At 56.9% G+C, this 24,598-nt stretch carries 27 protein-coding genes and 4 tRNA genes; all 31 read left to right on the plus strand.

What is annotated here, in order from left to right:
* The first annotated feature begins 2 nt into the window (after nt 1–2).
* The 31 genes from HU719_RS14530 to rplX all read left to right on the plus strand — a co-directional run bounded on the left by HU719_RS14530 (nt 3) and on the right by rplX (nt 24,585).
* The gene (locus tag HU719_RS14530; protein ID WP_186534694.1) at nt 3–428 is read left to right on the plus strand and encodes a hypothetical protein; all 426 of its coding nucleotides are present in this window, start codon (nt 3–5) and stop codon (nt 426–428) included.
* A gap of 143 nt (nt 429–571) precedes the next feature.
* Nucleotides 572–656: transfer RNA gene (locus tag HU719_RS14535), tRNA-Tyr, on the plus strand.
* A gap of 23 nt (nt 657–679) precedes the next feature.
* A tRNA-Gly gene (locus HU719_RS14540) sits at nt 680–753 on the plus strand.
* 28 nt (nt 754–781) lie between these two features.
* Nucleotides 782–857 (plus strand) — tRNA-Thr (locus tag HU719_RS14545).
* An 80-nt stretch (nt 858–937) separates the two neighbouring features.
* Nucleotides 938–2,131, plus strand: coding sequence for an elongation factor Tu (gene tuf, locus HU719_RS14550; protein WP_186519348.1), 1,194 nt, complete (start codon nt 938–940; stop codon nt 2,129–2,131).
* Between the two features lie 54 nt (nt 2,132–2,185).
* Nucleotides 2,186–2,261: transfer RNA gene (locus HU719_RS14555), tRNA-Trp, on the plus strand.
* A 44-nt stretch (nt 2,262–2,305) separates the two neighbouring features.
* The gene (secE, locus tag HU719_RS14560; protein ID WP_186519350.1) at nt 2,306–2,674 is read left to right on the plus strand and encodes a preprotein translocase subunit SecE; all 369 of its coding nucleotides are present in this window, start codon (nt 2,306–2,308) and stop codon (nt 2,672–2,674) included.
* 9 nt (nt 2,675–2,683) lie between these two features.
* Nucleotides 2,684–3,217: a transcription termination/antitermination protein NusG gene (nusG, locus tag HU719_RS14565; RefSeq protein WP_186519353.1), complete on the plus strand. Its 534-nt coding sequence runs from the start codon at nt 2,684–2,686 to the stop codon at nt 3,215–3,217.
* Between the two features lie 119 nt (nt 3,218–3,336).
* The gene (rplK, locus tag HU719_RS14570; RefSeq protein ID WP_186519355.1) at nt 3,337–3,768 is read left to right on the plus strand and encodes a 50S ribosomal protein L11; all 432 of its coding nucleotides are present in this window, start codon (nt 3,337–3,339) and stop codon (nt 3,766–3,768) included.
* A complete protein-coding gene (gene rplA, locus HU719_RS14575) occupies nt 3,768–4,463 on the plus strand; it encodes a 50S ribosomal protein L1 (RefSeq protein WP_186534695.1) in 696 nt (231 codons plus the stop codon). The genes rplK and rplA overlap by 1 nt, the downstream gene beginning before the upstream one ends.
* A gap of 199 nt (nt 4,464–4,662) precedes the next feature.
* Nucleotides 4,663–5,163 (plus strand): 50S ribosomal protein L10, encoded by a 501-nt coding sequence (gene rplJ, locus HU719_RS14580; RefSeq protein WP_186534696.1) that lies wholly within the window; start codon nt 4,663–4,665, stop codon nt 5,161–5,163.
* Nucleotides 5,164–5,241: 78 nt separating this feature from the next.
* Nucleotides 5,242–5,607, plus strand: a complete 366-nt coding sequence (rplL, locus tag HU719_RS14585; RefSeq protein WP_007957596.1) for a 50S ribosomal protein L7/L12 — start codon at nt 5,242–5,244, stop codon at nt 5,605–5,607.
* A gap of 219 nt (nt 5,608–5,826) precedes the next feature.
* Entirely contained in the window at nt 5,827–9,900 is a 4,074-nt protein-coding gene (gene rpoB, locus HU719_RS14590; RefSeq protein WP_186534697.1) for a DNA-directed RNA polymerase subunit beta, read from the plus strand.
* A gap of 65 nt (nt 9,901–9,965) precedes the next feature.
* Nucleotides 9,966–14,165, plus strand: a complete 4,200-nt coding sequence (gene rpoC, locus HU719_RS14595) for a DNA-directed RNA polymerase subunit beta' (protein ID WP_186534698.1) — start codon at nt 9,966–9,968, stop codon at nt 14,163–14,165.
* 209 nt (nt 14,166–14,374) lie between these two features.
* Nucleotides 14,375–14,746: a 30S ribosomal protein S12 gene (gene rpsL, locus HU719_RS14600; protein ID WP_003255492.1), complete on the plus strand. Its 372-nt coding sequence runs from the start codon at nt 14,375–14,377 to the stop codon at nt 14,744–14,746.
* A gap of 106 nt (nt 14,747–14,852) precedes the next feature.
* The gene (rpsG, locus tag HU719_RS14605) at nt 14,853–15,323 is read left to right on the plus strand and encodes a 30S ribosomal protein S7 (RefSeq protein ID WP_003246741.1); all 471 of its coding nucleotides are present in this window, start codon (nt 14,853–14,855) and stop codon (nt 15,321–15,323) included.
* Between the two features lie 30 nt (nt 15,324–15,353).
* The gene (fusA, locus tag HU719_RS14610) at nt 15,354–17,501 is read left to right on the plus strand and encodes an elongation factor G (protein ID WP_186519365.1); all 2,148 of its coding nucleotides are present in this window, start codon (nt 15,354–15,356) and stop codon (nt 17,499–17,501) included.
* A gap of 31 nt (nt 17,502–17,532) precedes the next feature.
* Nucleotides 17,533–18,726: an elongation factor Tu gene (gene tuf / locus HU719_RS14615; RefSeq protein WP_186519348.1), complete on the plus strand. Its 1,194-nt coding sequence runs from the start codon at nt 17,533–17,535 to the stop codon at nt 18,724–18,726.
* 141 nt (nt 18,727–18,867) lie between these two features.
* Entirely contained in the window at nt 18,868–19,179 is a 312-nt protein-coding gene (rpsJ, locus tag HU719_RS14620; RefSeq protein ID WP_003186070.1) for a 30S ribosomal protein S10, read from the plus strand.
* Between the two features lie 80 nt (nt 19,180–19,259).
* On the plus strand, nt 19,260–19,895 hold the full coding sequence (gene rplC / locus HU719_RS14625) for a 50S ribosomal protein L3 (RefSeq protein ID WP_186519368.1): 636 nt from the start codon (nt 19,260–19,262) through the stop codon (nt 19,893–19,895).
* A gap of 12 nt (nt 19,896–19,907) precedes the next feature.
* Nucleotides 19,908–20,510, plus strand: coding sequence for a 50S ribosomal protein L4 (rplD, locus tag HU719_RS14630; protein ID WP_186519370.1), 603 nt, complete (start codon nt 19,908–19,910; stop codon nt 20,508–20,510).
* The gene (rplW, locus tag HU719_RS14635; RefSeq protein ID WP_010220306.1) at nt 20,507–20,806 is read left to right on the plus strand and encodes a 50S ribosomal protein L23; all 300 of its coding nucleotides are present in this window, start codon (nt 20,507–20,509) and stop codon (nt 20,804–20,806) included. Before rplD ends, rplW begins: the two co-directional genes overlap by 4 nt.
* 14 nt (nt 20,807–20,820) lie before the next feature.
* Nucleotides 20,821–21,645, plus strand: coding sequence for a 50S ribosomal protein L2 (rplB, locus tag HU719_RS14640; RefSeq protein WP_008089816.1), 825 nt, complete (start codon nt 20,821–20,823; stop codon nt 21,643–21,645).
* Nucleotides 21,646–21,661: 16 nt separating this feature from the next.
* Nucleotides 21,662–21,937, plus strand: coding sequence for a 30S ribosomal protein S19 (gene rpsS / locus HU719_RS14645; RefSeq protein WP_010486981.1), 276 nt, complete (start codon nt 21,662–21,664; stop codon nt 21,935–21,937).
* 11 nt (nt 21,938–21,948) lie between these two features.
* On the plus strand, nt 21,949–22,281 hold the full coding sequence (gene rplV, locus HU719_RS14650) for a 50S ribosomal protein L22 (RefSeq protein WP_003103908.1): 333 nt from the start codon (nt 21,949–21,951) through the stop codon (nt 22,279–22,281).
* 13 nt (nt 22,282–22,294) lie between these two features.
* A complete protein-coding gene (gene rpsC, locus HU719_RS14655) occupies nt 22,295–22,981 on the plus strand; it encodes a 30S ribosomal protein S3 (RefSeq protein ID WP_003255481.1) in 687 nt (228 codons plus the stop codon).
* Between the two features lie 12 nt (nt 22,982–22,993).
* A complete protein-coding gene (gene rplP / locus HU719_RS14660) occupies nt 22,994–23,407 on the plus strand; it encodes a 50S ribosomal protein L16 (RefSeq protein ID WP_009397508.1) in 414 nt (137 codons plus the stop codon).
* On the plus strand, nt 23,407–23,598 hold the full coding sequence (gene rpmC, locus HU719_RS14665; protein ID WP_186519372.1) for a 50S ribosomal protein L29: 192 nt from the start codon (nt 23,407–23,409) through the stop codon (nt 23,596–23,598). The genes rplP and rpmC overlap by 1 nt, the downstream gene beginning before the upstream one ends.
* A gap of 2 nt (nt 23,599–23,600) precedes the next feature.
* On the plus strand, nt 23,601–23,867 hold the full coding sequence (rpsQ, locus tag HU719_RS14670; protein ID WP_023534981.1) for a 30S ribosomal protein S17: 267 nt from the start codon (nt 23,601–23,603) through the stop codon (nt 23,865–23,867).
* 23 nt (nt 23,868–23,890) lie between these two features.
* Entirely contained in the window at nt 23,891–24,259 is a 369-nt protein-coding gene (rplN, locus tag HU719_RS14675; RefSeq protein ID WP_186519374.1) for a 50S ribosomal protein L14, read from the plus strand.
* An 11-nt stretch (nt 24,260–24,270) separates the two neighbouring features.
* Nucleotides 24,271–24,585 carry a 50S ribosomal protein L24 gene (rplX, locus tag HU719_RS14680; RefSeq protein WP_023629180.1) on the plus strand — a complete coding sequence of 105 codons (315 nt, stop codon included), beginning with the start codon at nt 24,271–24,273 and terminating at the stop codon, nt 24,583–24,585.
* The last annotated feature ends 13 nt before the right edge of the window (nt 24,586–24,598 follow it).

Raw genomic sequence — 24,598 nt, forward strand, 5'->3', positions numbered from 1 at the left:
CTATGCGCTGGTTGTTTCTGCTGCTTCTGGTACTGAACGCTTTCTATTATGTGTGGCATCAGCAGGAGGCGCCGCTCAAGGCCAAAGAGGTTGCGCCGCTGTCTCTTTATAAAGGCAGCCAGCAGGAAATTCGCTTGTTACGTGAAACCGGTGCCGCGGCACCGGCCCGGCGCCGGGATGAATGCCTGGTAGTGGGGGGGGTTGCTGCGCGTGATCAGCTTGAAGCGTTGCGCCAGCGGTTGCTGAGCCTGGATATCGGTGCATTGCCACTGGCGGGCCAGCTGCCCGGCGCGGAGGGTTTCTGGCTAAAGGTGGCCCCTGAAAGCGAGCGTTTGCTGGACCAAGAGGTGCTCGCAAGTCTTTCCAAGGATTTCAAAGACTTAAAACAGAAAATTATTTTCTGCGAGGGTATTGCAACTGGTGAATAGATTGATAGAATGGCGCCCGCTTCACAGGGAACACCACTTAGGTGGTTAACCGGAAGCCGCTGTCAAAGTAGCTAACTTCAAGATTTAATTGAAAAAAAGCTTGACAGCAGGACGGCAAGAGTTGAAAATGCCGCCCACGCTTAGGAGGGGTTCCCGAGCGGCCAAAGGGAACGGACTGTAAATCCGTCGTCTTCGACTTCGAAGGTTCGAATCCTTCCCCCTCCACCATTTTAGCGAGAGCCGCAAGCTCCGCGGGTATAGTTTAGTGGTAGAACCTCAGCCTTCCAAGCTGATGATGCGGGTTCGATTCCCGCTACCCGCTCCAAGTTTGCTGTTGTTGCACAATGTGTTTCGCTCTTGTAGCTCAGTTGGTAGAGCACACCCTTGGTAAGGGTGAGGTCAGCGGTTCAAGTCCGCTCAAGAGCTCCATACAAAACAAGGCAGATATGAAAATATCTGCCTTTGTTTTATCAGCAGTTTGACTATTTCTTCTGCAGAGGGCTGTATCGATGGCTAAGGAAAAGTTTGATCGTTCCCTACCGCACGTTAACGTTGGCACTATCGGCCACGTTGACCACGGTAAAACTACTCTGACTGCAGCGCTGACTCGTGTCTGCTCCGAAGTTTTCGGTTCGGCTGTTGTTGACTTCGACAAGATCGACTCGGCTCCAGAAGAAAAAGCACGCGGCATCACCATCAACACCGCGCACGTCGAGTACAACTCGAAGATCCGTCACTACGCTCACGTTGACTGCCCAGGTCACGCTGACTACGTGAAGAACATGATCACCGGTGCTGCCCAGATGGACGGCGCGATCCTGGTTTGCTCGGCCGCTGATGGCCCGATGCCACAAACCCGTGAGCACATCCTGCTGTCCCGTCAGGTTGGCGTTCCGTACATCGTGGTCTTCCTGAACAAGGCTGACCTGGTAGACGACGCTGAGCTGCTGGAACTGGTCGAGATGGAAGTTCGCGACCTGCTGTCCACCTACGACTTCCCAGGCGACGATACCCCGATCATCATCGGTTCGGCTCGTATGGCGCTGGAAGGCAAAGACGACAACGAGATGGGCACCACTGCCGTCAAGAAGCTGGTCGAAACTCTGGACAGCTACATCCCAGAGCCAGAGCGTGCTATCGACAAGCCGTTCCTGATGCCAATCGAAGACGTATTCTCGATCTCGGGTCGTGGTACCGTTGTTACCGGCCGTATCGAGCGTGGTATCGTCCGCGTTCAAGATCCGCTGGAAATCGTTGGTCTGCGTGACACCACCACCACCACCTGCACCGGTGTTGAGATGTTCCGCAAGCTGCTGGACGAAGGTCGTGCTGGCGAGAACTGCGGCGTTCTGCTGCGTGGTACCAAGCGTGACGACGTTGAGCGTGGCCAGGTTCTGGTCAAGCCAGGTTCGGTCAAGCCGCACACCAAGTTCACCGCAGAAGTCTACGTTCTGTCGAAGGAAGAAGGCGGTCGTCACACTCCGTTCTTCAAAGGCTACCGTCCTCAGTTCTACTTCCGTACTACTGACGTAACCGGTAACTGCCAGCTGCCAGAAGGCGTTGAGATGGTAATGCCAGGTGACAACATCCAGATGGAAGTCACCCTGATCAAGACCATCGCAATGGAAGACGGTCTGCGCTTCGCCATCCGTGAAGGCGGTCGTACCGTCGGCGCCGGCGTCGTTGCAAAAATTATCGAATAAGTAGTTGATTTAATTAATCAGGCCGGTATAATGGCCGGCCTGATACAGCGTTACAGGTCAGTAGCTCAATTGGCAGAGCGACGGTCTCCAAAACCGTAGGTTGGGGGTTCGATTCCCTCCTGACCTGCCATTCACCTTGGTGTGATTGGCTTTCTTCTTACAGGATCCTCCTCGATGACCCCCAAAACTGAAGCCCAAGAAACTCGTTTCGATCTGTTCAAGTGGCTGGCTGTAGTGGCTTTGGTGGTTGTTGGCGTCGTGGGTAATCAATATTACTCCGCCTCTCCGATCCTGTACCGCGTCCTTGCACTTCTCGCCCTGGCTGCTGTCGCTGGCTTTGTTGCTCTGCAGACTGCGAAGGGTAAGTCGTTCTTCACGCTGGCGAAGGAAGCTCGTACCGAGATCCGTAAAGTCGTGTGGCCGACCCGCCAAGAAACCATGCAGACCACGCTGATTGTCGTGGCTGTCGTTTTGGTAATGGCGCTGCTGTTGTGGGGTCTTGATTCCCTGCTCGGTTGGGCGGTCTCCTTGATTGTTGGCTAAGGGTGTCCCGTGGCTAAGCGTTGGTACGTAGTGCATGCTTACTCGGGTTACGAGAAGCATGTGATGCGCTCCCTGGTGGAGCGTGTCAAGCTGGCTGGCATGGAAGACGAGTTCGGCGAGATCCTGGTTCCTACCGAGGAAGTCGTCGAAATGCGCAATGGCCAGAAGCGCAAGAGCGAGCGCAAGTTCTTCCCGGGCTATGTGCTGGTTCAGATGGATATGAACGAAGGGACTTGGCACCTTGTCAAGGATACTCCTCGTGTCATGGGTTTCATTGGTGGTACCGCAGACAAGCCTGCGCCGATCACTGATAAAGAAGCTGAGGCTATCCTGCGTCGCGTTGCCGATGGCAGCGACAAGCCGAAGCCGAAGACGTTGTTCGAGCCGGGTGAAGTGGTCCGTGTTATTGACGGTCCCTTTGCAGACTTTAACGGTAACGTCGAAGAAGTTAACTACGAGAAGAGCAGGCTGCAGGTTGCAGTGCTCATTTTCGGTCGCTCTACCCCGGTGGAGCTCGAGTTCAGCCAGGTCGAGAAGGTCTAGCGGAACGAAGCATCCCACACCCCGCAGCCCTATGTGCTGCGGGGTTTTGTCGTCACTGGGATAAAACGCAAGTCATCCGGGGAGCCCTCAGGCGTTCGTACCCGATTTTGGAGTAGCTCATGGCTAAGAAGATTCAGGCTTACATCAAGCTGCAAGTAAAGGCCGGCCAGGCCAACCCAAGCCCACCCGTAGGTCCAGCACTGGGCCAACACGGCGTGAACATCATGGAATTCTGCAAGGCCTTCAACGCCCGTACTCAGGGTCAAGAAGCCGGTCTGCCGACTCCAGTGATCATCACTGTCTACAGTGACCGTAGCTTCACCTTCGAGACCAAGAGCACTCCTGCCTCGGTTCTGCTGAAGAAAGCTGCTGGCCTCACCAGCGGTTCGGCTCGCCCGAACACCGTCAAAGTTGGTACTGTGACCCGTGCCCAGCTCGAAGATATCGCCAAGACCAAACAGGCTGATCTGACTGCTGCTGACCTGGACGCTGCTGTACGCACCATCGCTGGCTCTGCCCGCAGCATGGGTCTGAACGTGGAGGGTGTGTAATGGCTAAGCTGACCAAGCGTCAAAAGGCAATCGCCGAGAAAATCGAAGCAGGCAAGGCCTACAGCTTCGAAGAAGCAGCAGTTCTGCTGGCTTCGCTGCCGGCTGCCAAATTCGTCGAGTCGTTCGACATCGCCGTTAACCTCGGTGTTGACCCGCGTAAATCCGACCAGGTCGTTCGTAGCGCTACTGTGCTGCCACACGGCACTGGCAAGACCGTACGCGTTGCTGTCTTCACCCAGGGTCCAGCTGCTGAGGCCGCTCTGGCTGCCGGCGCTGACCGCGTAGGTATGGACGATCTGGCTGCCGAAATGAAAGCCGGCGACCTGAACTATGACGTTGTCATCGCATCGCCTGATGCAATGCGCGTTGTCGGTCAGTTGGGTCAGGTTCTGGGTCCTCGCGGCCTGATGCCTAACCCGAAAGTTGGTACTGTTTCGCCCGACGTAGCCACTGCCGTGAAAAACGCCAAGGCTGGTCAGGTTCGCTACCGTACCGACAAGAACGGTATCATCCACACCTCCGTTGGCAAAATCGGCTTCGAAGCCGGCAAGCTGAAGGAAAACGTTGAAGCCCTGATCGCTGATCTGAAGCGTATCAAGCCAGCTTCCTCGAAAGGTATCTACGTCAAGCGCGTTACCCTGAGCACCACTATGGGCCCAGGTCTGATCATCGATCAGAGCTCGCTGAACGTGTAACACCTTGTCGGCGGGTATAATGCCCGCCGGCAGCAAAAATTGGGGTCCCTGCCTGGCGGGGGCTATCCAAGACCGTAGGCGGCGCAAGCCTTAAACCATCAGCCTACGCAGATGGTGCTCCCGGTTCCTTACCGAATCAGACACCAAAACGACATCCGGCTTCGGCCAGATGAAACGGTAACAAGCAGGAGTTTTACCCGTGGCAATTAGACTCGAAGACAAGAAGGCCATCGTCGCTGAAGTCAACGAGGCTGCCAAAGTCGCTCTGTCCGCTGTCGTGGCTGATGCCCGTGGTGTGACTGTAGGCGCAATGACCGGACTCCGTAAAGAGGCTCGTGAAGCTGGCGTTTACGTACGTGTTGTACGTAACACCCTGCTCAAGCGTGCTGTTGCTGACACTGAATTCAGTGTCCTCAACGACGTCTTCACTGGCCCGACCCTGATCGCTTTCTCCAACGAACACCCGGGCGCTGCTGCTCGTCTGTTCAAAGAGTTCGCCAAGGGTCAGGACAAGTTCGAGATCAAGGCAGCTGCGTTTGACGGCAAGTTCATTGCCGCCAACCAGATCGATGTACTGGCTACCTTGCCGACCCGTGACGAAGCTATCGCACGTCTGATGAGCGTCATTCAAGGCGCTACCAGCAAGCTGGCTCGTACTCTGGCGGCCGTTCGCGACCAGAAAGAAGCTGCTGCTGCCTAAGGCTGCGTAACCTCTTTCAAAATCAATTGTTTAATTTGATGGCTGCGTAGGCTGTCACCCCAATACAGGATTTAAGTCATGTCCCTGACTAACGAGCAAATCATCGAAGCAATCGGCCAGAAAACCGTTCTGGAAGTTGTTGAGCTGATCAAAGCAATGGAAGAAACCTTCGGCGTTACCGCTGCTGTTGCCGCTGCTGGCCCAGCTGCTGCTGCTGCCGTTGTTGAAGAGCAGACCGAGTTCAACGTTGTTCTGGTTGAAGCCGGCGAGAAGAAAGTGAACGTCATTAAAGCCGTTCGCGAGCTGACCGGTCTGGGCCTGAAAGAAGCCAAAGAGAAAGTCGATGGCGCTCCTCAGGTTGTAGCTGAAGGCGTTTCGAAAGAAGCCGCTGAAGACGCTAAGAAGAAGCTGGAAGAAGCAGGCGCCAAAGTCGAGCTGAAGTAATTTCGACTGTGCGACTCCAGCCTGAGCGTCAAGCGTAGGGCTGATGGCTGGTGGCTTATGCCACCGGCCTTTTTCCGTTATTGGTGGCCGATCAGGTCGGCCCCGATAACGTAGCGGCAACCACCAAGACGGTGGCGCAAACCAAGGGGTTTGCACGATTTTCTGGCTGCTCCCGCCGGGAGATGCCAAACAAGCAGGTGACCAAGCTGGGGAATGCTGATGGCTTACTCATACACTGAGAAAAAACGTATCCGCAAGGACTTTAGCAAGTTGCCGGACGTCATGGATGTGCCTTACCTCCTGGCCATCCAGCTGGATTCGTATCGCGAATTCCTGCAGGCGGGAGCGTCCAAGGACCAGTTCCGCGACGTCGGTCTGCATGCGGCCTTCAAATCGGTATTCCCGATCATCAGCTACTCCGGCAATGCTGCCCTGGAGTACGTCGGCTATCGCCTGGGCGATCCGGCGTTCGATGTGAAGGAATGTGTCCTGCGTGGTGTGACCTTTGCGGTCCCACTGCGTGTGAAGGTGCGCCTGATCATCTTCGACAAGGAATCGTCGAACAAAGCGATCAAGGACATCAAAGAGCAAGAAGTCTACATGGGTGAAATCCCCCTGATGACTGAAAACGGTACCTTCGTTATCAACGGTACCGAGCGTGTGATCGTATCCCAGCTGCACCGTTCGCCTGGTGTGTTCTTCGACCACGACCGTGGCAAGACGCACAGCTCCGGCAAGCTGCTGTACTCCGCGCGCATCATCCCTTACCGCGGTTCGTGGCTGGACTTCGAGTTCGACCCGAAAGATTGCGTGTTCGTGCGTATCGACCGTCGCCGCAAGCTGCCGGCCTCGGTACTGCTGCGCGCGCTGGGCTACAGCACCGAAGAAGTTCTGAATACCTTCTACACCACCAACGTGTTCCACGTTTCCGGCGAAAAACTGAGCCTGGAACTGGTACCACAGCGTCTGCGTGGTGAAGTTGCCGTCATGGATATCCATGACGAAACCGGCAAAGTCATCGTCGAGCAAGGCCGCCGTATTACCGCGCGCCACATCAACCAGCTCGAAAAGGCTGGCGTGAAAGAACTCGACGTGCCGATGGAGTACGTGCTGGGCCGTACCACCGCCAAGGCCATCGTGCACCCGGCCACCGGTGAGATTCTCGCTGAGTGCAACACCGAGCTGACGACCGATCTGCTGATCAAGATCGCCAAGGCTCAGGTCGTTCGCATCGAGACCCTGTACACCAACGACATCGACTGCGGTCCGTTCATTTCCGACACGCTGAAGATCGACACCACCAGCAACCAACTGGAAGCGCTGGTCGAGATCTATCGCATGATGCGTCCTGGCGAGCCGCCAACCAAGGACGCAGCCGAGACCCTGTTCAACAACCTGTTCTTCAGCGCCGAGCGTTACGACCTGTCGGCCGTTGGCCGCATGAAGTTCAACCGTCGTATCGGTCGTACCGAGATCGAAGGTTCGGGCGTGCTGAGCAAGGAAGATATCGTCGAGGTCCTCAAGACCCTGGTCGACATCCGTAACGGCAAAGGCATCGTCGACGACATCGACCACCTGGGTAACCGTCGCGTGCGTTGTGTCGGCGAAATGGCCGAAAACCAGTTCCGCGTTGGCCTGGTGCGTGTAGAGCGCGCGGTCAAAGAGCGTCTGTCGATGGCCGAAAGCGAAGGCCTGATGCCTCAGGACCTGATCAACGCCAAGCCGGTTGCGGCGGCGGTGAAAGAGTTCTTCGGTTCCAGCCAGCTCTCGCAGTTCATGGACCAGAACAACCCGCTCTCCGAGATTACCCACAAGCGCCGTGTTTCGGCTCTTGGCCCGGGCGGTCTGACCCGTGAGCGCGCAGGCTTCGAAGTCCGTGACGTACACCCGACCCACTACGGCCGTGTGTGCCCGATCGAAACGCCGGAAGGCCCGAACATCGGTCTGATCAACTCCCTGGCGGCCTACGCCCGCACCAACCAGTACGGCTTCCTCGAAAGCCCGTACCGCGTGGTGAAAGAGGGTGTGGTCAGCGACGACATCGTGTTCCTGTCCGCGATCGAAGAAGCCGATCACGTCATCGCCCAGGCCTCCGCCGCGATGAACGAGAAAAAGCAGCTGATCGACGAGCTGGTAGCGGTCCGTCACCTGAACGAATTCACCGTCAAGGCGCCGGAAGACGTCACCCTGATGGACGTTTCGCCGAAGCAGGTTGTTTCGGTCGCCGCGTCGTTGATTCCGTTCCTCGAGCACGACGACGCCAACCGTGCGTTGATGGGTTCGAACATGCAGCGTCAGGCTGTACCGACCCTGCGCGCCGACAAGCCGCTGGTAGGTACCGGCATGGAGCGCAACGTCGCCCGTGACTCCGGTGTCTGCGTGGTTGCGCGTCGTGGTGGTGTGATCGATTCGGTTGACGCCAGCCGTATCGTCGTTCGCGTGGCTGACGATGAAGTTGAAACCGGTGAAGCCGGTGTCGACATCTACAACCTGACCAAATACACCCGTTCGAACCAGAACACCTGCATCAACCAGCGTCCGCTGGTGAGCAAGGGTGACGTGGTCAAGCGTCATGACATCATGGCTGATGGCCCGTCCACCGACATGGGTGAGCTGGCTCTGGGTCAGAACATGCGCATCGCGTTCATGGCATGGAACGGCTTCAACTTCGAAGACTCCATCTGCCTGTCCGAGCGTGTGGTTCAGGAAGACCGCTTCACCACGATCCACATCCAGGAACTCACCTGTGTGGCGCGTGACACCAAGCTTGGCCCAGAGGAAATCACCGCAGACATCCCGAACGTGGGTGAAGCTGCGCTGAACAAGCTGGACGAAGCCGGTATCGTCTATGTTGGTGCCGAAGTCGGCGCCGGCGACATCCTGGTCGGCAAGGTCACTCCGAAAGGCGAGACCCAACTGACTCCGGAAGAAAAACTGCTGCGTGCGATCTTCGGTGAGAAGGCCAGCGACGTCAAAGACACTTCCCTGCGCGTACCGACCGGTACCAAGGGTACTGTCATCGACGTACAGGTCTTCACCCGTGACGGCGTCGAGCGCGACAGCCGCGCCCTGGCCATCGAGAAAATGCAGCTGGACGAGATCCGCAAGGACCTCAACGAAGAGTTCCGCATCGTCGAAGGTGCAACCTTCGAGCGTCTGCGTTCGGCTCTGAACGGCCAGGTTGTCGATGGTGGTGCGGGCCTGAAGAAAGGCACCGTGATCTCCGACGACGTCCTGAACGGTCTGGAGCATGGCCAGTGGTTCAAACTGCGCATGGCTGAAGATGCACTGAACGAGCAGCTGGAAAAGGCTCAACAGTACATCGTCGACCGTCGTCGTCTGCTGGACGACAAGTTCGAAGACAAGAAGCGCAAGCTGCAGCAGGGCGATGACCTGGCACCGGGCGTACTGAAGATCGTCAAGGTCTACCTGGCCATCCGCCGTCGCATCCAGCCGGGTGACAAGATGGCTGGTCGTCACGGTAACAAAGGTGTTGTCTCGGTAATCATGCCGGTTGAAGACATGCCGCACGACGCTAACGGTACTCCAGTTGACGTCGTACTGAACCCGCTGGGCGTACCTTCGCGTATGAACGTCGGTCAGATCCTTGAAACCCACCTGGGCCTCGCGGCCAAAGGTCTGGGCGAGAAGATCGATCGCATGATCGAAGAGCAACGCAAAGCCGCAGAAATCCGTGGCTTCCTCACCGAGATCTACAACGAGATCGGCGGTCGTCAGGAGAACCTCGATGAGTTCACCGACGCTGAGATCATGGCCCTGGCAAGCAACCTGAAGAAGGGCGTGCCAATGGCAACGCCGGTCTTCGACGGTGCCAAGGAAAGTGAGATCAAGGCCATGCTGAAACTGGCAGACCTGCCAGAAAGCGGCCAGATGCAACTGTTCGACGGCCGCACCGGCAACAAGTTCGAGCGTCCTGTGACCGTTGGTTACATGTACATGCTCAAGCTGAACCACTTGGTGGACGACAAGATGCACGCGCGTTCCACTGGTTCCTACAGCCTGGTTACCCAGCAGCCGCTGGGTGGTAAGGCGCAGTTCGGTGGTCAGCGTTTCGGGGAGATGGAAGTGTGGGCGCTGGAAGCATATGGCGCGGCATACACCCTGCAAGAAATGCTCACAGTGAAGTCGGACGACGTGAACGGCCGTACCAAGATGTACAAGAACATCGTGGATGGCGATCACCGTATGGAGCCGGGCATGCCCGAGTCCTTCAACGTGTTGATCAAAGAGATCCGTTCGCTCGGTATCGATATCGATCTGGAAACCGAATAACACGTGACGCGAATTGGGAGCGGGGCTGAAACAGCCCGCTCCCTGCTCCGCCAGGAGGAAAGGCCTTGAAAGACCTACTGAATTTGCTGAAAAACCAGGGTCAAGTCGAAGAGTTCGACGCCATCCGTATCGGTCTGGCGTCGCCTGAAATGATCCGTTCGTGGTCGTTCGGTGAAGTCAAAAAGCCGGAAACCATCAACTACCGTACGTTCAAACCTGAACGTGATGGCCTGTTCTGCGCCAAGATCTTTGGCCCAGTCAAGGACTACGAGTGCCTGTGCGGCAAGTACAAGCGCCTCAAGCACCGCGGTGTAATCTGCGAGAAGTGCGGCGTTGAAGTTGCCCTGGCCAAGGTTCGTCGTGAGCGCATGGCGCACATCGAGCTGGCCTCGCCGGTTGCCCACATCTGGTTCCTGAAGTCGCTGCCGTCCCGTATCGGCTTGCTGATGGACATGACCCTGCGTGACATCGAGCGCGTGCTCTATTTCGAGAGCTACGTGGTGATCGATCCGGGCATGACCACCCTCGAGAAGGGTCAGCTGCTCAACGACGAGCAGTACTTCGAAGCGCTGGAAGAGTTCGGTGACGACTTCGACGCCCGTATGGGTGCCGAGGCAGTTCGCGAGCTGCTGCACGCTATCGACCTAGAGCACGAGATTGGCCGCCTGCGCGAAGAGATTCCGCAGACCAACTCCGAAACCAAGATCAAGAAGCTGTCCAAGCGCCTGAAGCTGATGGAAGCTTTCCAGGGCTCGGGCAACCTGCCTGAGTGGATGGTCCTGACCGTCCTGCCAGTGCTGCCGCCGGATCTGCGTCCGCTGGTTCCGCTGGATGGCGGCCGCTTCGCGACCTCCGACCTGAACGACCTGTATCGTCGGGTGATCAACCGTAACAACCGTCTGAAGCGCCTGCTCGATCTGTCGGCGCCGGACATCATCGTGCGCAACGAAAAGCGCATGCTGCAGGAAGCGGTCGACGCCCTGCTCGACAACGGCCGTCGCGGTCGCGCCATCACTGGCTCGAACAAGCGTCCGCTGAAGTCGCTGGCCGACATGATCAAAGGTAAGCAAGGTCGTTTCCGTCAGAACTTGCTCGGTAAGCGCGTTGACTACTCCGGTCGTTCGGTAATTACCGTAGGCCCGACCCTGCGTCTGCACCAGTGCGGTCTGCCGAAGAAAATGGCCCTTGAGCTGTTCAAGCCGTTCATTTTCGGCAAGCTGGAAATGCGTGGTCTGGCGACCACCATCAAGGCTGCCAAGAAGATGGTCGAGCGCGAGCTGCCAGAGGTTTGGGACGTGCTCGCCGAGGTGATCCGCGAACACCCCGTACTGCTCAACCGTGCACCGACCCTTCACCGTCTGGGTATCCAGGCGTTTGAACCGGTTCTGATCGAAGGCAAGGCCATTCAGCTGCACCCGCTGGTCTGCGCCGCGTACAACGCCGACTTCGACGGTGACCAGATGGCCGTTCACGTGCCGCTGACGCTGGAAGCCCAGCTCGAAGCGCGCGCGCTGATGATGTCGACCAACAACATTCTGTCGCCAGCCAACGGTGAGCCAATCATCGTTCCGTCGCAGGACGTTGTACTGGGTCTGTACTACATGACCCGTGAAGCCATCAACGCCAAGGGCGAGGGTCGCGTATTCGCTGACCTGCAGGAAGTCGACCGCGTATTCCGCGCCGGCGAAGCTGCCCTGCACGCGAAAATCAAGGTCCGTATCAACGAGACCGTGAACGACCGTGATGGCAGCTCGACCAAGAACACCCGTATCGTCGACACCACCGTCGGCCGTGCGCTGCTGTTCCAGGTAGTGCCGGCAGGCCTGCCGTACGACGTGGTCAACCAGCCTATGAAGAAAAAGGCGATCTCCAAGCTGATCAACCAGTGCTACCGCGTGGTTGGTCTGAAAGAGACCGTCATCTTCGCTGACCAGCTGATGTACACCGGCTTTGCCTATTCGACCATTTCCGGCGTTTCGATCGGTGTGAACGACTTCGTCATCCCGGACGAGAAAGCTCGCATCATCGACAGCGCTACCGATGAAGTGAAGGAAATCGAGAGCCAGTACGCCTCCGGCCTGGTAACCCAGGGCGAGAAGTACAACAAGGTCATCGACTTGTGGTCCAAGGCGAACGACGAAGTGTCCAAGGCGATGATGGCCAACCTCTCGAAAGAGAAGGTCATCGACCGCGAAGGCAACGAAGTCGAGCAAGAGTCCTTCAACTCGATGTACATGATGGCTGACTCCGGTGCTCGTGGTTCTGCTGCTCAGATCCGTCAGCTGGCCGGTATGCGTGGCCTGATGGCCAAGCCGGACGGCTCGATCATCGAGACGCCGATCACCGCGAACTTCCGTGAAGGCCTGAGCGTACTGCAGTACTTCATCTCGACCCACGGTGCTCGTAAGGGTCTGGCGGATACCGCCTTGAAGACTGCGAACTCCGGTTACCTGACCCGTCGTCTGGTAGACGTGGCGCAGGATCTGGTCGTGACCGAGATCGACTGCGGCACCGACCAGGGTCTGGTCATGACCCCGCACATCGAAGGCGGTGACGTCGTCGAGCCGTTGGGTGAGCGCGTACTGGGCCGTGTCATTGCCCGTGACGTATTCAAGCCGGGCACCGAGGACGTCATCGTTCCGGCCGGCACCTTGGTCGACGAGCAGTGGGTCGAGTTCATCGAGCTGAACAGCATCGACGAAGTCATCGTGCGTTCGCCGATCAGCTGCGAAACCCGCTTCGGTATCTGCGCCAAGTGCTACGGCCGTGATCTGGCCCGTGGTCACCAGGTGAACATCGGTGAAGCTGTCGGCGTAATCGCTGCACAGTCGATCGGTGAGCCGGGTACCCAGCTGACCATGCGTACGTTCCACATCGGTGGTGCTGCAAGCCGTACTTCGGCTGCCGACAGCGTCCAGGTGAAGAACGGCGGTATGGTTCGTCTGCACAACCTGAAGCAGGTCGAGCGTGCCGATGGCAACCTGGTTGCTGTATCGCGTTCCGGCGAGCTGGCCATTGCCGATGAATTCGGTCGTGAGCGTGAGCGCTACAAGCTGCCTTACGGTGCGGTGATTTCGGTCAAGGAAGGTGACAAGGTCGAAGCTGGCGCAATCGTCGCCAAGTGGGACCCGCACACCCACCCGATCGTTACCGAACTGAAAGGTACCGTGACCTTCGTGGGCATGGAAGAAAACATCACCATCAAGCGCCAGACCGACGAACTGACCGGTCTGACCAACATTGAAGTCCTGGACGTCAAGGATCGCCCTGCCGCTGGCAAGGAAATCCGTCCGGCAATCAAGATGGTCGATGCCAACGGCAAGGACCTGTACCTGCCTGGTACCGACGTACCGGCTCAGTACTTCCTGCCTGCCAACGCCCTCGTCGGTGTGGCTGACGGTGCCCAGATCGGCGTCGGTGACGTAATTGCGCGTATCCCGCAAGAAACGTCGAAGACCCGTGACATCACCGGTGGTCTGCCACGCGTTGCCGACTTGTTCGAAGCGCGTCGCCCGAAAGAAGCGTCGATTCTGGCTGAAGTCAGCGGTACTATCGCATTCGGTAAAGAAACCAAGGGCAAGCGTCGCCTGGTCATTACTCCGACCGACGGCAGCGATCCTTACGAAGAGCTGATTCCGAAGTGGCGCCACCTGAACGTCTTCGAAGGCGAACAGGTAAACCGCGGCGAAGTTATCTCCGACGGCCCGAGCGATCCACACGATATCCTGCGTCTGCTGGGTGTCAGCGCGCTGGCGAAATACATCGTCAACGAGATCCAGGACGTTTACCGTCTGCAAGGCGTGAAGATCAACGACAAGCACATCGAGACCATCCTGCGTCAGATGCTGCGTAAGGTTGAGATCAGCGAGTCCGGCGATTCCAGCTTCATCAAGGGCGACCAGATGGAACTGACTCACGTACTCGGCGAGAACGAGCGCCTGGCGGGTGAAGACAAGTTCATCTCGAAGTTCACCCGTGTACTGCTCGGTATCACCAAGGCGTCGCTGTCGACCGAATCGTTCATCTCCGCGGCTTCCTTCCAGGAAACCACCCGCGTACTGACCGAAGCGGCCGTTACCGGCAAGCGCGATTACCTGCGCGGCCTGAAAGAGAACGTGGTCGTGGGTCGTCTGATCCCGGCAGGTACCGGTCTGGCTTACCACAGCGAGCGCAAGCGTCGCCGTGAAGCCGACAAGCCGCTGCGTGTGAGCGCCAGTGAGGTCGAAGCTGCACTGACCGAAGCGCTGAACTCCAGCGGTAACTAAGTAAGGGCAAGGCCCCGGCCAGCCTCGCCCGACCTTCGGTGACAGTAATGTTGCCGATGATCGGGTGAGGATGGTCGGGGCTTCGTCTTGACTGGGTGCAAGATCCTCCGTAGACTTTTGTACCCTTAAATTTGGTGGGACTCCGTCTCGTCAATTTTTGGCTTTCTTGCAAGACAATAGAGTCGCAAGGCAATCAGTGGAGCTAGTAGATGGCAACTATCAACCAGCTGGTACGTCAGCCGCGTAAGCGTTCGGTCGAGAAATCGGACGTTCCTGCGCTGCAGAACTGCCCGCAACGTCGTGGCGTGTGCACCCGCGTGTACACCACCACGCCGAAAAAACCTAACTCGGCACTGCGTAAAGTATGCCGTGTGCGTCTGACCAACGGTTTCGAGGTTTCCTCGTACATCGGCGGTGAAGGCCACAACCTGCAAGAACACAGCGTCGTCCTGATTCGTGGCGGCCGTGTAAAAGACTTGCCAGGTGTTCGTTACCACACCGTTCGCGGCTCTCTGGATACTTCGGGCGTTAAAGGCCGTAACCAGGGTCGTTCGAAGTACGGTACCAAGCGTCCGAAGTAATCGGCCGTTTGCACATATCCATTTTTTTGAGTCGATAAGAGTAAGGTCGGGCAGGGGTCAAAGACCCACGTCCCGGGCTAACCTGAAGACCGTTTGAGGGCTTATCATGCCAAGACGTCGTGTAGCAGCAAAACGTGAGATTCTTGACGATCCGAAGTACGGATCCCAGATCCTCGCCAAGTTCATGAACCACGTGATGGAAAGCGGCAAAAAGGCCGTAGCCGAGCGCATCGTTTACGGTGCCCTGGATACCGTCAAAGCACGCAAGAACAGCGACCCCCTGGAAATCTTCGAGAAAGCTCTCGACGCCATCGCTCCGCTGGTCGAAGTCAAGTCCCGCCGTGTCGGCGGTGCCACTTACCAGGTTCCGGTTGAAGTTCGTCCTTCCCGTCGTAATGCTCTGGCAATGCGTTGGCTCGTAGACTACGCCCGCAAGCGTGGCGAGAAGTCCATGGCCCTGCGCCTGGCTGGCGAGCTGCTGGATGCTGCTGAAGGCAAAGGTGCTGCAGTCAAGAAGCGTGAAGACGTGCACCGTATGGCCGAAGCCAACAAAGCGTTCTCGCACTACCGCTTCTAATTCAAGCATCAATCATTTTGCGAGGGCTTTATGGCTCGTACTACAGCAATTAACCGCTACCGTAACATCGGTATCTGTGCGCACGTTGATGCGGGCAAGACTACCACTACCGAGCGGATCCTGTTCTACACAGGCCTGAGCCACAAGATGGGCGAGGTGCACGACGGCGCCGCGACCACCGACTGGATGGTGCAGGAGCAGGAGCGGGGTATTACCATTACCTCCGCTGCCGTTACCACCTTCTGGCAGGGTTCCCGTGGTCAGTACGACAACTACCGCGTAAACGTCATCGATACCCCCGGCCACGTTGACTTCACCATTGAAGTTGAGCGTTCGCTGCGTGTACTCGACGGCGCGGTCGTTGTGTTCTGCGGTACCTCCGGCGTTGAGCCGCAGTCCGAAACCGTATGGCGTCAGGCCAACAAGTACGGCGTTCCACGTGTTGTCTACGTGAACAAGATGGACCGTGCCGGTGCCAACTTCCTGCGCGTTATCGGCCAGATCAAGACTCGCCTGGGTCACACCCCGGTTCCGGTCCAGCTGGCTATCGGTGCAGAAGATGACTTCCAGGGTCAGGTTGACCTGATCAAGATGAAGGCCATCTACTGGAACGACGACGACAAGGGCACCACCTACCGCGAGGAAGAAATTCCTGCGGACATGCTTGAGCTCGCTGAAGAGTGGCGCTCGAACATGGTCGAGGCTGCTGCCGAGTCCAGCGAAGAGCTGATGAACAAGTACCTGGAAGGCGAAGAGCTGACCGTCGAAGAGATCAAAGCCGGTCTGCGTGCGCGCACCCTGGCCAGCGAGATCGTTCCGGCTGTCTGTGGTTCGTCGTTCAAGAACAAGGGTGTTCCCCTGGTTCTCGATGCTGTCATCGACTTCCTGCCTGCGCCAACCGAGATCCCTGCGATCAAGGGTATCCACCCTGATCTGATCGACGTGCCGAAGGATGAAGTCAAGCCTGAGCAGTACGACGAGCGTCCGGCTAACGACGACGCGCCGTTCTCGGCTCTGGCGTTCAAGATTGCCACCGACCCGTTCGTGGGTACCTTGACGTTCGTTCGCGTTTACTCTGGCTTCCTGAGCTCCGGTGACTCCGTCATCAACTCGGTCAAAGGCAAAAAAGAGCGCGTTGGTCGTATGGTGCAGATGCACGCCAACCAGCGTGAAGAAATCAAGGAAGTACGTGCAGGCGACATCGCTGCTCTGATCGGCATGAAGGACGTCACCACCGGTGACACCCTGTGCAACGCCGACAAGCCGATCATCCTTGAGCGTATGGACTTCCCTGAGCCGGTAATTTCGCTCTCCGTAGAGCCGAAAACCAAGGCTGACCAGGAGAAGATGGGTATTGCACTGGGCAAGCTGGCCCAAGAAGACCCGTCGTTCCGCGTCAAGACTGACGAAGAAACCGGTCAGACCATCATCTCCGGTATGGGTGAGCTGCACCTGGACATCCTCGTTGACCGCATGAAGCGCGAGTTCAACGTCGAAGCCAACGTCGGCAAGCCGCAGGTTTCGTACCGCGAGAAGATCACCAAGTCCAACGTCGAGATCGAAGGTAAATTCGTTCGTCAGTCGGGTGGTCGTGGTCAGTTCGGTCACTGCTGGATCCGTTTCTCGGAGCCAGATCAGGACGACAAAGGCAACATCACCGAAGGTCTGGTGTTCACCAACGAAGTCGTTGGTGGCGTGATTCCTAAGGAATTCATCGCCCCGATCCAGAAGGGTATCGAAGAGCAGATGAAAAACGGCGTTGTTGCCGGTTATCCTCTGATCGGCCTCAAGGCCACGGTATTCGACGGTTCGTACCACGACGTCGACTCCAACGAAATGGCGTTCAAGATCGCTGCTTCGATGGCAACCAAGCAACTGGCCCAGAAGGGCGGTGGCGTGGTTCTCGAGCCGATCATGAAGGTCGAGGTTGTAACCCCGGAAGACTACCTGGGTGACGTGATGGGTGACCTGAGCCGTCGTCGCGGGATGATCCAGGGTAATGAAGACTCGGTGTCCGGCAAGGTAATCACTGCTGAGGTGCCACTCGGAGAGATGTTCGGTTACGCAACCGACGTTCGTTCCATGTCTCAGGGTCGCGCGAGCTACTCCATGGAATTTTCCAAATACGCCGAAGCTCCGTCGAACATCGTCGAAGCTCTCGTTAAAAAACAAGGCTGATTCAGCCCCTTTAGGCTAGGAGTTCACTGTCGTGGCTAAAGAAAAATTTGATCGTTCCCTCCCGCACGTCAACGTTGGCACCATCGGTCACGTCGACCACGGTAAAACCACTCTGACTGCTGCTCTGACTCGCGTCTGCTCCGAAGTTTTCGGTTCGGCTGTTGTTGACTTCGACAAGATCGACTCGGCTCCAGAAGAAAAAGCACGCGGCATCACCATCAACACCGCGCACGTCGAGTACAACTCGAAGATCCGTCACTACGCTCACGTTGACTGCCCAGGTCACGCTGACTACGTGAAGAACATGATCACCGGTGCTGCCCAGATGGACGGCGCGATCCTGGTTTGCTCGGCCGCTGATGGCCCGATGCCACAAACCCGTGAGCACATCCTGCTGTCCCGTCAGGTTGGCGTTCCGTACATCGTGGTCTTCCTGAACAAGGCTGACCTGGTAGACGACGCTGAGCTGCTGGAACTGGTCGAGATGGAAGTTCGCGACCTGCTGTCCACCTACGACTTCCCAGGCGACGATACCCCGATCATCATCGGTTCGGCTCGTATGGCGCTGGAAGGCAAAGACGACAACGAGATGGGCACCACTGCCGTCAAGAAGCTGGTCGAAACTCTGGACAGCTACATCCCAGAGCCAGAGCGTGCTATCGACAAGCCGTTCCTGATGCCAATCGAAGACGTATTCTCGATCTCGGGTCGTGGTACCGTTGTTACCGGCCGTATCGAGCGTGGTATCGTCCGCGTTCAAGATCCGCTGGAAATCGTTGGTCTGCGTGACACCACCACCACCACCTGCACCGGTGTTGAGATGTTCCGCAAGCTGCTGGACGAAGGTCGTGCTGGCGAGAACTGCGGCGTTCTGCTGCGTGGTACCAAGCGTGACGACGTTGAGCGTGGCCAGGTTCTGGTCAAGCCAGGTTCGGTCAAGCCGCACACCAAGTTCACCGCAGAAGTCTACGTTCTGTCGAAGGAAGAAGGCGGTCGTCACACTCCGTTCTTCAAAGGCTACCGTCCTCAGTTCTACTTCCGTACTACTGACGTAACCGGTAACTGCCAGCTGCCAGAAGGCGTTGAGATGGTAATGCCAGGTGACAACATCCAGATGGAAGTCACCCTGATCAAGACCATCGCAATGGAAGACGGTCTGCGCTTCGCCATCCGTGAAGGCGGTCGTACCGTCGGCGCCGGCGTCGTAGCCAAAATCATCGAGTAATTACTCGACCGATTAAAAAGACCCCCGCTCAGCGGGGGTTTTTTTTATTGGGTTGACACTAAATTGAGGCCTCTATAGAATCACGCCTCCTTTTAGCGGGCGTAGTGCGTCCGTTGGGAACAGCCTGGAGTCTGAAATCCAATGCAAAATCAGCAAATCCGTATCAGGTTGAAGGCTTTCGACCATCGCCTGATCGACCAATCCACCCAGGAAATCGTGGAAACCGCGAAACGTACTGGTGCACAAGTGCGTGGTCCAATTCCACTGCCTACCCGCAAAGAGCGTTTCACCGTTCTGGTCTCCCCGCACGTCAACAAAGACGCGCGTGACCAGTACGAGATCCGCACTCATAAGCGCGTTCTGGACATCGTCCAGCCAACGGATAAAACCGTTGATGCGCTGATGAAGCTTGATCTTGCGGCAGGTGTGGAAGTGCAGATCAGCCTCGGCTAAGACTTCGGTCTTGTCGTGTAACGCTCTGAAATGGGCGGCCATAGCGGGTGAAAGCCCCGTACACTCATGAGGTTTACAACATGACTATTGGTGTAGTCGGTCGTAAATGCGGTATGACCCGTATTTTCACCGAAGAAGGTGTCTCCATTCCGGTCACGGTCGTTGAGATCGAACCGAATCGCGTCACCCAGTTCAAAACCGAAGAAACTGATGGCTACCGTGCAGTGCAAGTCACTGTCGGCGAGCGTCGTGCTTCGCGCGTGACCGCCGCTCAGGCAGGCCACTTTGCCAAGGCCAACGTTGCCGCTGGTCGCGGTGTCTGGGAGTTCCGTCTTGAAGAAGGCGATTTCCAGGCTGGCGATCTGATCAAAGCTGAACTCTTCACTGCAGGCCAGCTGGTAGACGTAACCGGTCAGTCCAAAGGTAAAGGCTTTGCCGGTACCATCAAGCGTTGGAATTTCCGTGGTCAAGATAACACCCACGGTAACTCCGTATCGCACCGCGTTCCTGGCTCTATCGGCCAGTGCCAGACTCCTGGTCGTGTATTCAAGGGCAAGAAAATGTCCGGTCACATGGGCGCTGAGCGCGTGACTGTGCAGTCCCTGGAAGTAGTACGCGTAGACGCTGAACGCAACCTGCTGCTGATCAAGGGTGCCGTTCCAGGCGCTACTGGCGGCGACGTGGTTGTACGTCCAGCTGTCAAGGCTCGCGGGTAAGGGGAAACTGACATGCAACTTAATGTAAATGACGCTCAGGCGATCGAAGTTTCCGAACTGACTTTCGGTGGCGAATTCAACGAGACGCTGGTGCACCAGGCAGTCGTGGCCTACATGGCTGGCGGTCGTCAAGGTACCAAGCAGCAAAAGACTCGTTCTGACGTATCCGGTGGCGGTAAGCGCCCATGGCGTCAGAAGGGTACTGGCCGTGCTCGTGCTGGTACCAGCCGTGGTCCGATCTGGCGTGGCGGTGGTGTAACCTTCGCAGCTCGTCCTCAAGATCACTCGCAGAAGCTCAACAAGAAGATGTATCGCGCAGCTCTGCGCTCCATCCTCGGTGAGCTGGTGCGTAGCGACCGTCTGGTCGTGGTTCAGGACTTCGCTGTTGAAGCGCCGAAAACCAAAGATCTGCTGAACAAGCTGAACGGCATGGGCCTGACCGATGTTCTCATCGTTTCGGACTCTGTTGATCAGAACCTGTACCTGGCTGCTCGCAACCTGCCGCACGTCGATGTTCGTGACGTTCAAGGTTCCGACCCGGTCAGTCTGATCGCATACGAGAAAGTGTTGATCACTGTCTCGGCCGTGAAGAAATTCGAGGAGCTGCTGGGATGAACCAGGAACGCGTATTTAAAGTCCTCCTTGGCCCGCACGTTTCCGAGAAGGCTACCGTTCTGGCTGAGAAGAAAGGCCAGTTCGTATTCAAGGTTGCTACTGATGCAACCAAGCTGGAAATCAAGAAAGCTGTCGAAGGCCTGTTCGGCGTAAAAGTCGAAAACGTGTCGACTGTTAACGTTCTGGGTAAAACCAAGCGTACCGCACGTGGTCTGGGCAAGCGTAATGACTGGAAGAAGGCGATCGTCTCCCTTCAGCCAGGCCAAGATCTCGATTTCAGCAGCAGTGCTGAGTAAGGAAGGGGTGCATCATGGCAATCGTTAAATGCAAACCGACTTCCCCTGGCCGCCGTTTTGTGGTCAAGGTGGTCAACAAGGAGCTGCACAAAGGCGCTCCTCACGCACCGCTGCTCGAGAAAAAATCGAAGTCTGGTGGTCGTAACAACAATGGCCGCATCACCACTCGTCACGTTGGTGGTGGTCATAAGCAGCATTACCGTCTGGTTGACTTCCGTCGCAACGACAAAGATGGCATTCCTGCCACTGTCGAGCGTATCGAATACGACCCGAACCGTACTGCTCACATCGCCCTGCTGTGCTACGCAGACGGTGAGCGTCGCTACATCATCGCCCCTAAAGGCGTGAGTGCTGGCGATCAGCTGATCGCAGGTGCCCTGGCCCCAATCAAGGCCGGTAACTCCCTGCAGCTGCGCAACATCCCAGTAGGTAGCACCATTCACGGCGTCGAACTGAAGCCGGGTAAAGGTGCACAGATCGCTCGTTCCGCTGGTGCTTCGGCTCAGCTGATTGCGCGTGATGGCGTCTACGTGACCCTGCGTCTTCGCTCTGGCGAAATGCGTAAAGTACTGGCTGAGTGCCGTGCGACCCTGGGCGAAGTCTCGAACTCCGAGCACAGCCTGCGCTCGCTGGGTAAAGCTGGTGCCAAACGCTGGCGCGGCGTTCGCCCAACCGTTCGTGGTGTTGCCATGAACCCGGTTGACCACCCGCATGGTGGTGGTGAAGGTCGTACCTCCGGTGGTCGTCATCCGGTATCGCCATGGGGCTTCCCAACCAAGGGTGCTAAAACCCGTGGTAATAAGCGTACCGACAACATGATCGTCCGTCGTCGCAAGTAACTAGAGGGATACGACAGTGCCACGTTCTCTGAAAAAAGGTCCTTTTATCGATCTTCACCTGTTGAAGAAGATCGAAGTGGCGGTGGAGAAGAACGATCGCAAGCCAGTTAAAACCTGGTCGCGCCGTTCGATGATCCTGCCACAAATGGTCGGTCTGACCATCGCGGTACACAACGGTCGCCAACACGTCCCCGTTCTCGTGAACGAAGACATGGTCGGCCACAAACTGGGCGAGTTTGCCGGTACCCGCACCTACCGCGGGCACGTGGCTGACAAGAAAGCCAAGCGTTAAGGGGTTAGGAAATGGAAGTAGCCGCTAAGTTGTCGGGCGCTCGCATCTCCGCCCAGAAAGCCCGCTTGGTCGCCGACCAGATCCGCGGGAAGAAGGTGGGCGAAGCGCTCAACCTGTTGGCCTTCAGCAGCAAAAAAGCCGCTGAAATCATGAAGAAAGTCCTCGAGTCGGCCGTTGCCAACGCCGAACACAACGAAGGCGCAGACGTTGATGACCTGAAGGTCTCCACCGTTTTCGTCAACGAAGGGCGTTCGCTGAAGCGCATCATGCCGCGTGCCAAAGGCCGCGCTGATCGCATCGTCAAGCGGTCTTGCCATATCACTGTCAAGGTTGCGGACAAGTAACGGAGTCGATCAGATGGGTCAGAAAGTACATCCCACTGGCATTCGCCTGGGAATCGTCAAGGAGCACACCTCCGTCTGGTATGCAGACGGCGCTACTTACGCAGATTACCTGTTGAAGGATCTGAAAACACGTGAGTACCTCCAAGACAAACTAAAAAGCGCGTCCGTAAGCCGTATCGATATCCATCGTCCGGCTCAAACTGCACGCATCACCATCCACACTGCTCGTCCCGGTATCGTTATCGGCAAGAAAGGTGAAGATGTTGAGAAACTGCGTCAGGACCTGACCAAGCAGATGGGTGTGCCTGTGCACATCAACATCGAAGAGATCCGCAAGCCGGAGCTCGACGCTATGCTGGTTGCTCAAAGCGTTGCCCAGCAGCTGGAGCGCCGCGTTATGTTCCGTCGTGCCATGAAGCGCGCCGTGCAGAACGCCATGCGTATTGGTGCCAAGGGCATCAAGATCCAGGTGAGCGGTCGTCTCGGCGGTGCCGAGATCGCACGTACCGAGTGGTATCGCGAAGGTCGTGTGCCTCTGCACACCCTGCGTGCCGATATCGACTACAACACCTACGAAGCTCACACCACTTATGGTGTGATCGGTGTGAAGGTTTGGATCTTCAAAGGCGAAGTAATTGGTGGTCGCCAAGAAGAACTGAAACCACAAGCACCAGCGCCTCGTAAAAAAGCTGCTAAGTAAGGGGTACGCCAAATGTTGCAACCAAAGCGTACAAAATTCCGCAAGCAGATGACTGGCCACAACCGTGGTCTGGCACTGCGCGGTAGCAAGGTCAGCTTCGGCGAGTTCGCCTTGAAGGCTGTTGCTCGCGGTCGCCTCACCGCCCGCCAGATCGAGTCGGCACGTCGTGCTCTGACCCGTCACGTCAAACGTGGCGGCAAGATCTGGATCCGTGTCTTCCCGGACAAGCCGGTTACCAAAAAGCCTCTCGAGGTTCGTATGGGTAAAGGTAAGGGTTCCGTGGAATACTGGGTTGCCCAGATTCAGCCAGGCAAAGTCCTGTATGAAATCGAGGGTGTTTCTGAAGAGCTGGCGCGCGAAGCTTTCGCCCTGGCTGCTGCAAAGCTGCCACTCGCCACCTCCTTTGTTAAGCGGACGGTGATGTGATGAAAGCGAATGACCTTCGTGAAAAATCGGCACAGCAGCTGAACGAGCAACTGCTCGGCTTGCTGCGCGACCAGTTCAATCTGCGTATGCAGAAAGCAACTGGCCAGTTGGGGCAGTCGCACCTGCTCTCGCAAGTTAAGCGTGACATCGCTCGCGTGAAAACTGTGCTCAACCAGCAGGCAGGTAAGTGATCATGGCTGAAGCTGAAAAAACCGTCCGTACGCTGACTGGCCGTGTCGTCAGCGACAAAATGGACAAGACCATCACCGTTCTGATCGAGCGTCGCGTAAAGCACCCGATCTACGGTAAATACGTTAAGCGTTCGACTAAGCTGCACGCGCACGACGAAACCAACCAGTGCAAGATCGGCGACAAAGTTTCGATTACCGAAACTCGTCCGCTGGCCAAGACCAAGTCCTGGGCACTGGTTGAAGTCCTCGAACGCGCTGTTGAAGTCTAAGGGCTAGGGGTCGGAGAAATTTTATGATTCAGACTCAATCCATGCTCGATGTGGCCGATAACAGCGGCGCTCGTCGCGTCATGTGCATTAAAGTGCTCGGCGGTTCGCACCGTCGTTACGCTGGCATCGGTGACATCATCAAAGTTACCGTCAAGGAAGCAATTCCTCGCGGTAAGGTCAAAAAAGGCCAGGTGATGACTGCTGTTGTCGTCCGTACCCGTCACGGTGTACGTCGCGCTGACGGTTCCATCATTCGTTTCGACGGTAACGCTGCTGTTCTGCTGAACACCAAGCAAGAGCCGATCGGCACTCGCATCTTCGGGCCAGTGACCCGTGAACTTCGCAACGAGAAGTTCATGAAGATCGTCTCGCTCGCCCCTGAAGTGCTCTAAGGAGATCCGACATGCAAAAGATTCGTCGTGACGACGAGATCATCGTGATCGCCGGCAAAGACAAAGGTAAGCGCGGTAAGGTGCTGAAGGTTCTCGCTGATGACCGTCTGGTCATTGGTGGTGTGAACCTGGTCAAGCGTCATACCAAGCCTAACCCGATGGCGGGCGTCCAAGGCGGTATCGTCGAGAAAGAAGCGCCTCTGCACGCTTCCAACGTTGCTATCTTCAACAGCGAAACCAACAAGGCTGATCGCGTTGGCTTCAAAGTAGAAGAAGGCAAGAAAATTCGTGTCTTCAAGTCGACCCAAAAAGCGGTTGATGCTTGAACACTGCTAGGTA

Source organism: Pseudomonas farsensis, from assembly GCF_014268805.2.
Taxonomy (GTDB): Bacteria; Pseudomonadota; Gammaproteobacteria; order Pseudomonadales; family Pseudomonadaceae; genus Aquipseudomonas; species Aquipseudomonas farsensis.

Bases quoted from the DNA above. Each gene is read 5' to 3' on its own strand.
- tuf (WP_186519348.1), top strand. From the start codon at position 938: ATGGCTAAGGAAAAGTTTGATCGTTCCCTACCGCACGTTAACGTTGGC.
- fusA (WP_186519365.1), top strand. From the start codon at position 15,354: ATGGCTCGTACTACAGCAATTAACCGCTACCGTAACATCGGTATCTGT.
- rpmC (WP_186519372.1), top strand. From the start codon at position 23,407: ATGAAAGCGAATGACCTTCGTGAAAAATCGGCACAGCAGCTGAACGAG.
- rpsG (WP_003246741.1), top strand. From the start codon at position 14,853: ATGCCAAGACGTCGTGTAGCAGCAAAACGTGAGATTCTTGACGATCCG.
- rpoB (WP_186534697.1), top strand. From the start codon at position 5,827: ATGGCTTACTCATACACTGAGAAAAAACGTATCCGCAAGGACTTTAGC.
- rplW (WP_010220306.1), top strand. From the start codon at position 20,507: ATGAACCAGGAACGCGTATTTAAAGTCCTCCTTGGCCCGCACGTTTCC.
- rplC (WP_186519368.1), top strand. From the start codon at position 19,260: ATGACTATTGGTGTAGTCGGTCGTAAATGCGGTATGACCCGTATTTTC.
- rplV (WP_003103908.1), top strand. From the start codon at position 21,949: ATGGAAGTAGCCGCTAAGTTGTCGGGCGCTCGCATCTCCGCCCAGAAA.
- rplB (WP_008089816.1), top strand. From the start codon at position 20,821: ATGGCAATCGTTAAATGCAAACCGACTTCCCCTGGCCGCCGTTTTGTG.
- HU719_RS14530 (WP_186534694.1), top strand. From the start codon at position 3: ATGCGCTGGTTGTTTCTGCTGCTTCTGGTACTGAACGCTTTCTATTAT.
- rpsC (WP_003255481.1), top strand. From the start codon at position 22,295: ATGGGTCAGAAAGTACATCCCACTGGCATTCGCCTGGGAATCGTCAAG.
- rplA (WP_186534695.1), top strand. From the start codon at position 3,768: ATGGCTAAGCTGACCAAGCGTCAAAAGGCAATCGCCGAGAAAATCGAA.
- rplK (WP_186519355.1), top strand. From the start codon at position 3,337: ATGGCTAAGAAGATTCAGGCTTACATCAAGCTGCAAGTAAAGGCCGGC.
- rplX (WP_023629180.1), top strand. From the start codon at position 24,271: ATGCAAAAGATTCGTCGTGACGACGAGATCATCGTGATCGCCGGCAAA.
- rplN (WP_186519374.1), top strand. From the start codon at position 23,891: ATGATTCAGACTCAATCCATGCTCGATGTGGCCGATAACAGCGGCGCT.
- rplP (WP_009397508.1), top strand. From the start codon at position 22,994: ATGTTGCAACCAAAGCGTACAAAATTCCGCAAGCAGATGACTGGCCAC.
- rplD (WP_186519370.1), top strand. From the start codon at position 19,908: ATGCAACTTAATGTAAATGACGCTCAGGCGATCGAAGTTTCCGAACTG.
- rpsL (WP_003255492.1), top strand. From the start codon at position 14,375: ATGGCAACTATCAACCAGCTGGTACGTCAGCCGCGTAAGCGTTCGGTC.
- rpsQ (WP_023534981.1), top strand. From the start codon at position 23,601: ATGGCTGAAGCTGAAAAAACCGTCCGTACGCTGACTGGCCGTGTCGTC.
- rplL (WP_007957596.1), top strand. From the start codon at position 5,242: ATGTCCCTGACTAACGAGCAAATCATCGAAGCAATCGGCCAGAAAACC.
- rpsJ (WP_003186070.1), top strand. From the start codon at position 18,868: ATGCAAAATCAGCAAATCCGTATCAGGTTGAAGGCTTTCGACCATCGC.
- secE (WP_186519350.1), top strand. From the start codon at position 2,306: ATGACCCCCAAAACTGAAGCCCAAGAAACTCGTTTCGATCTGTTCAAG.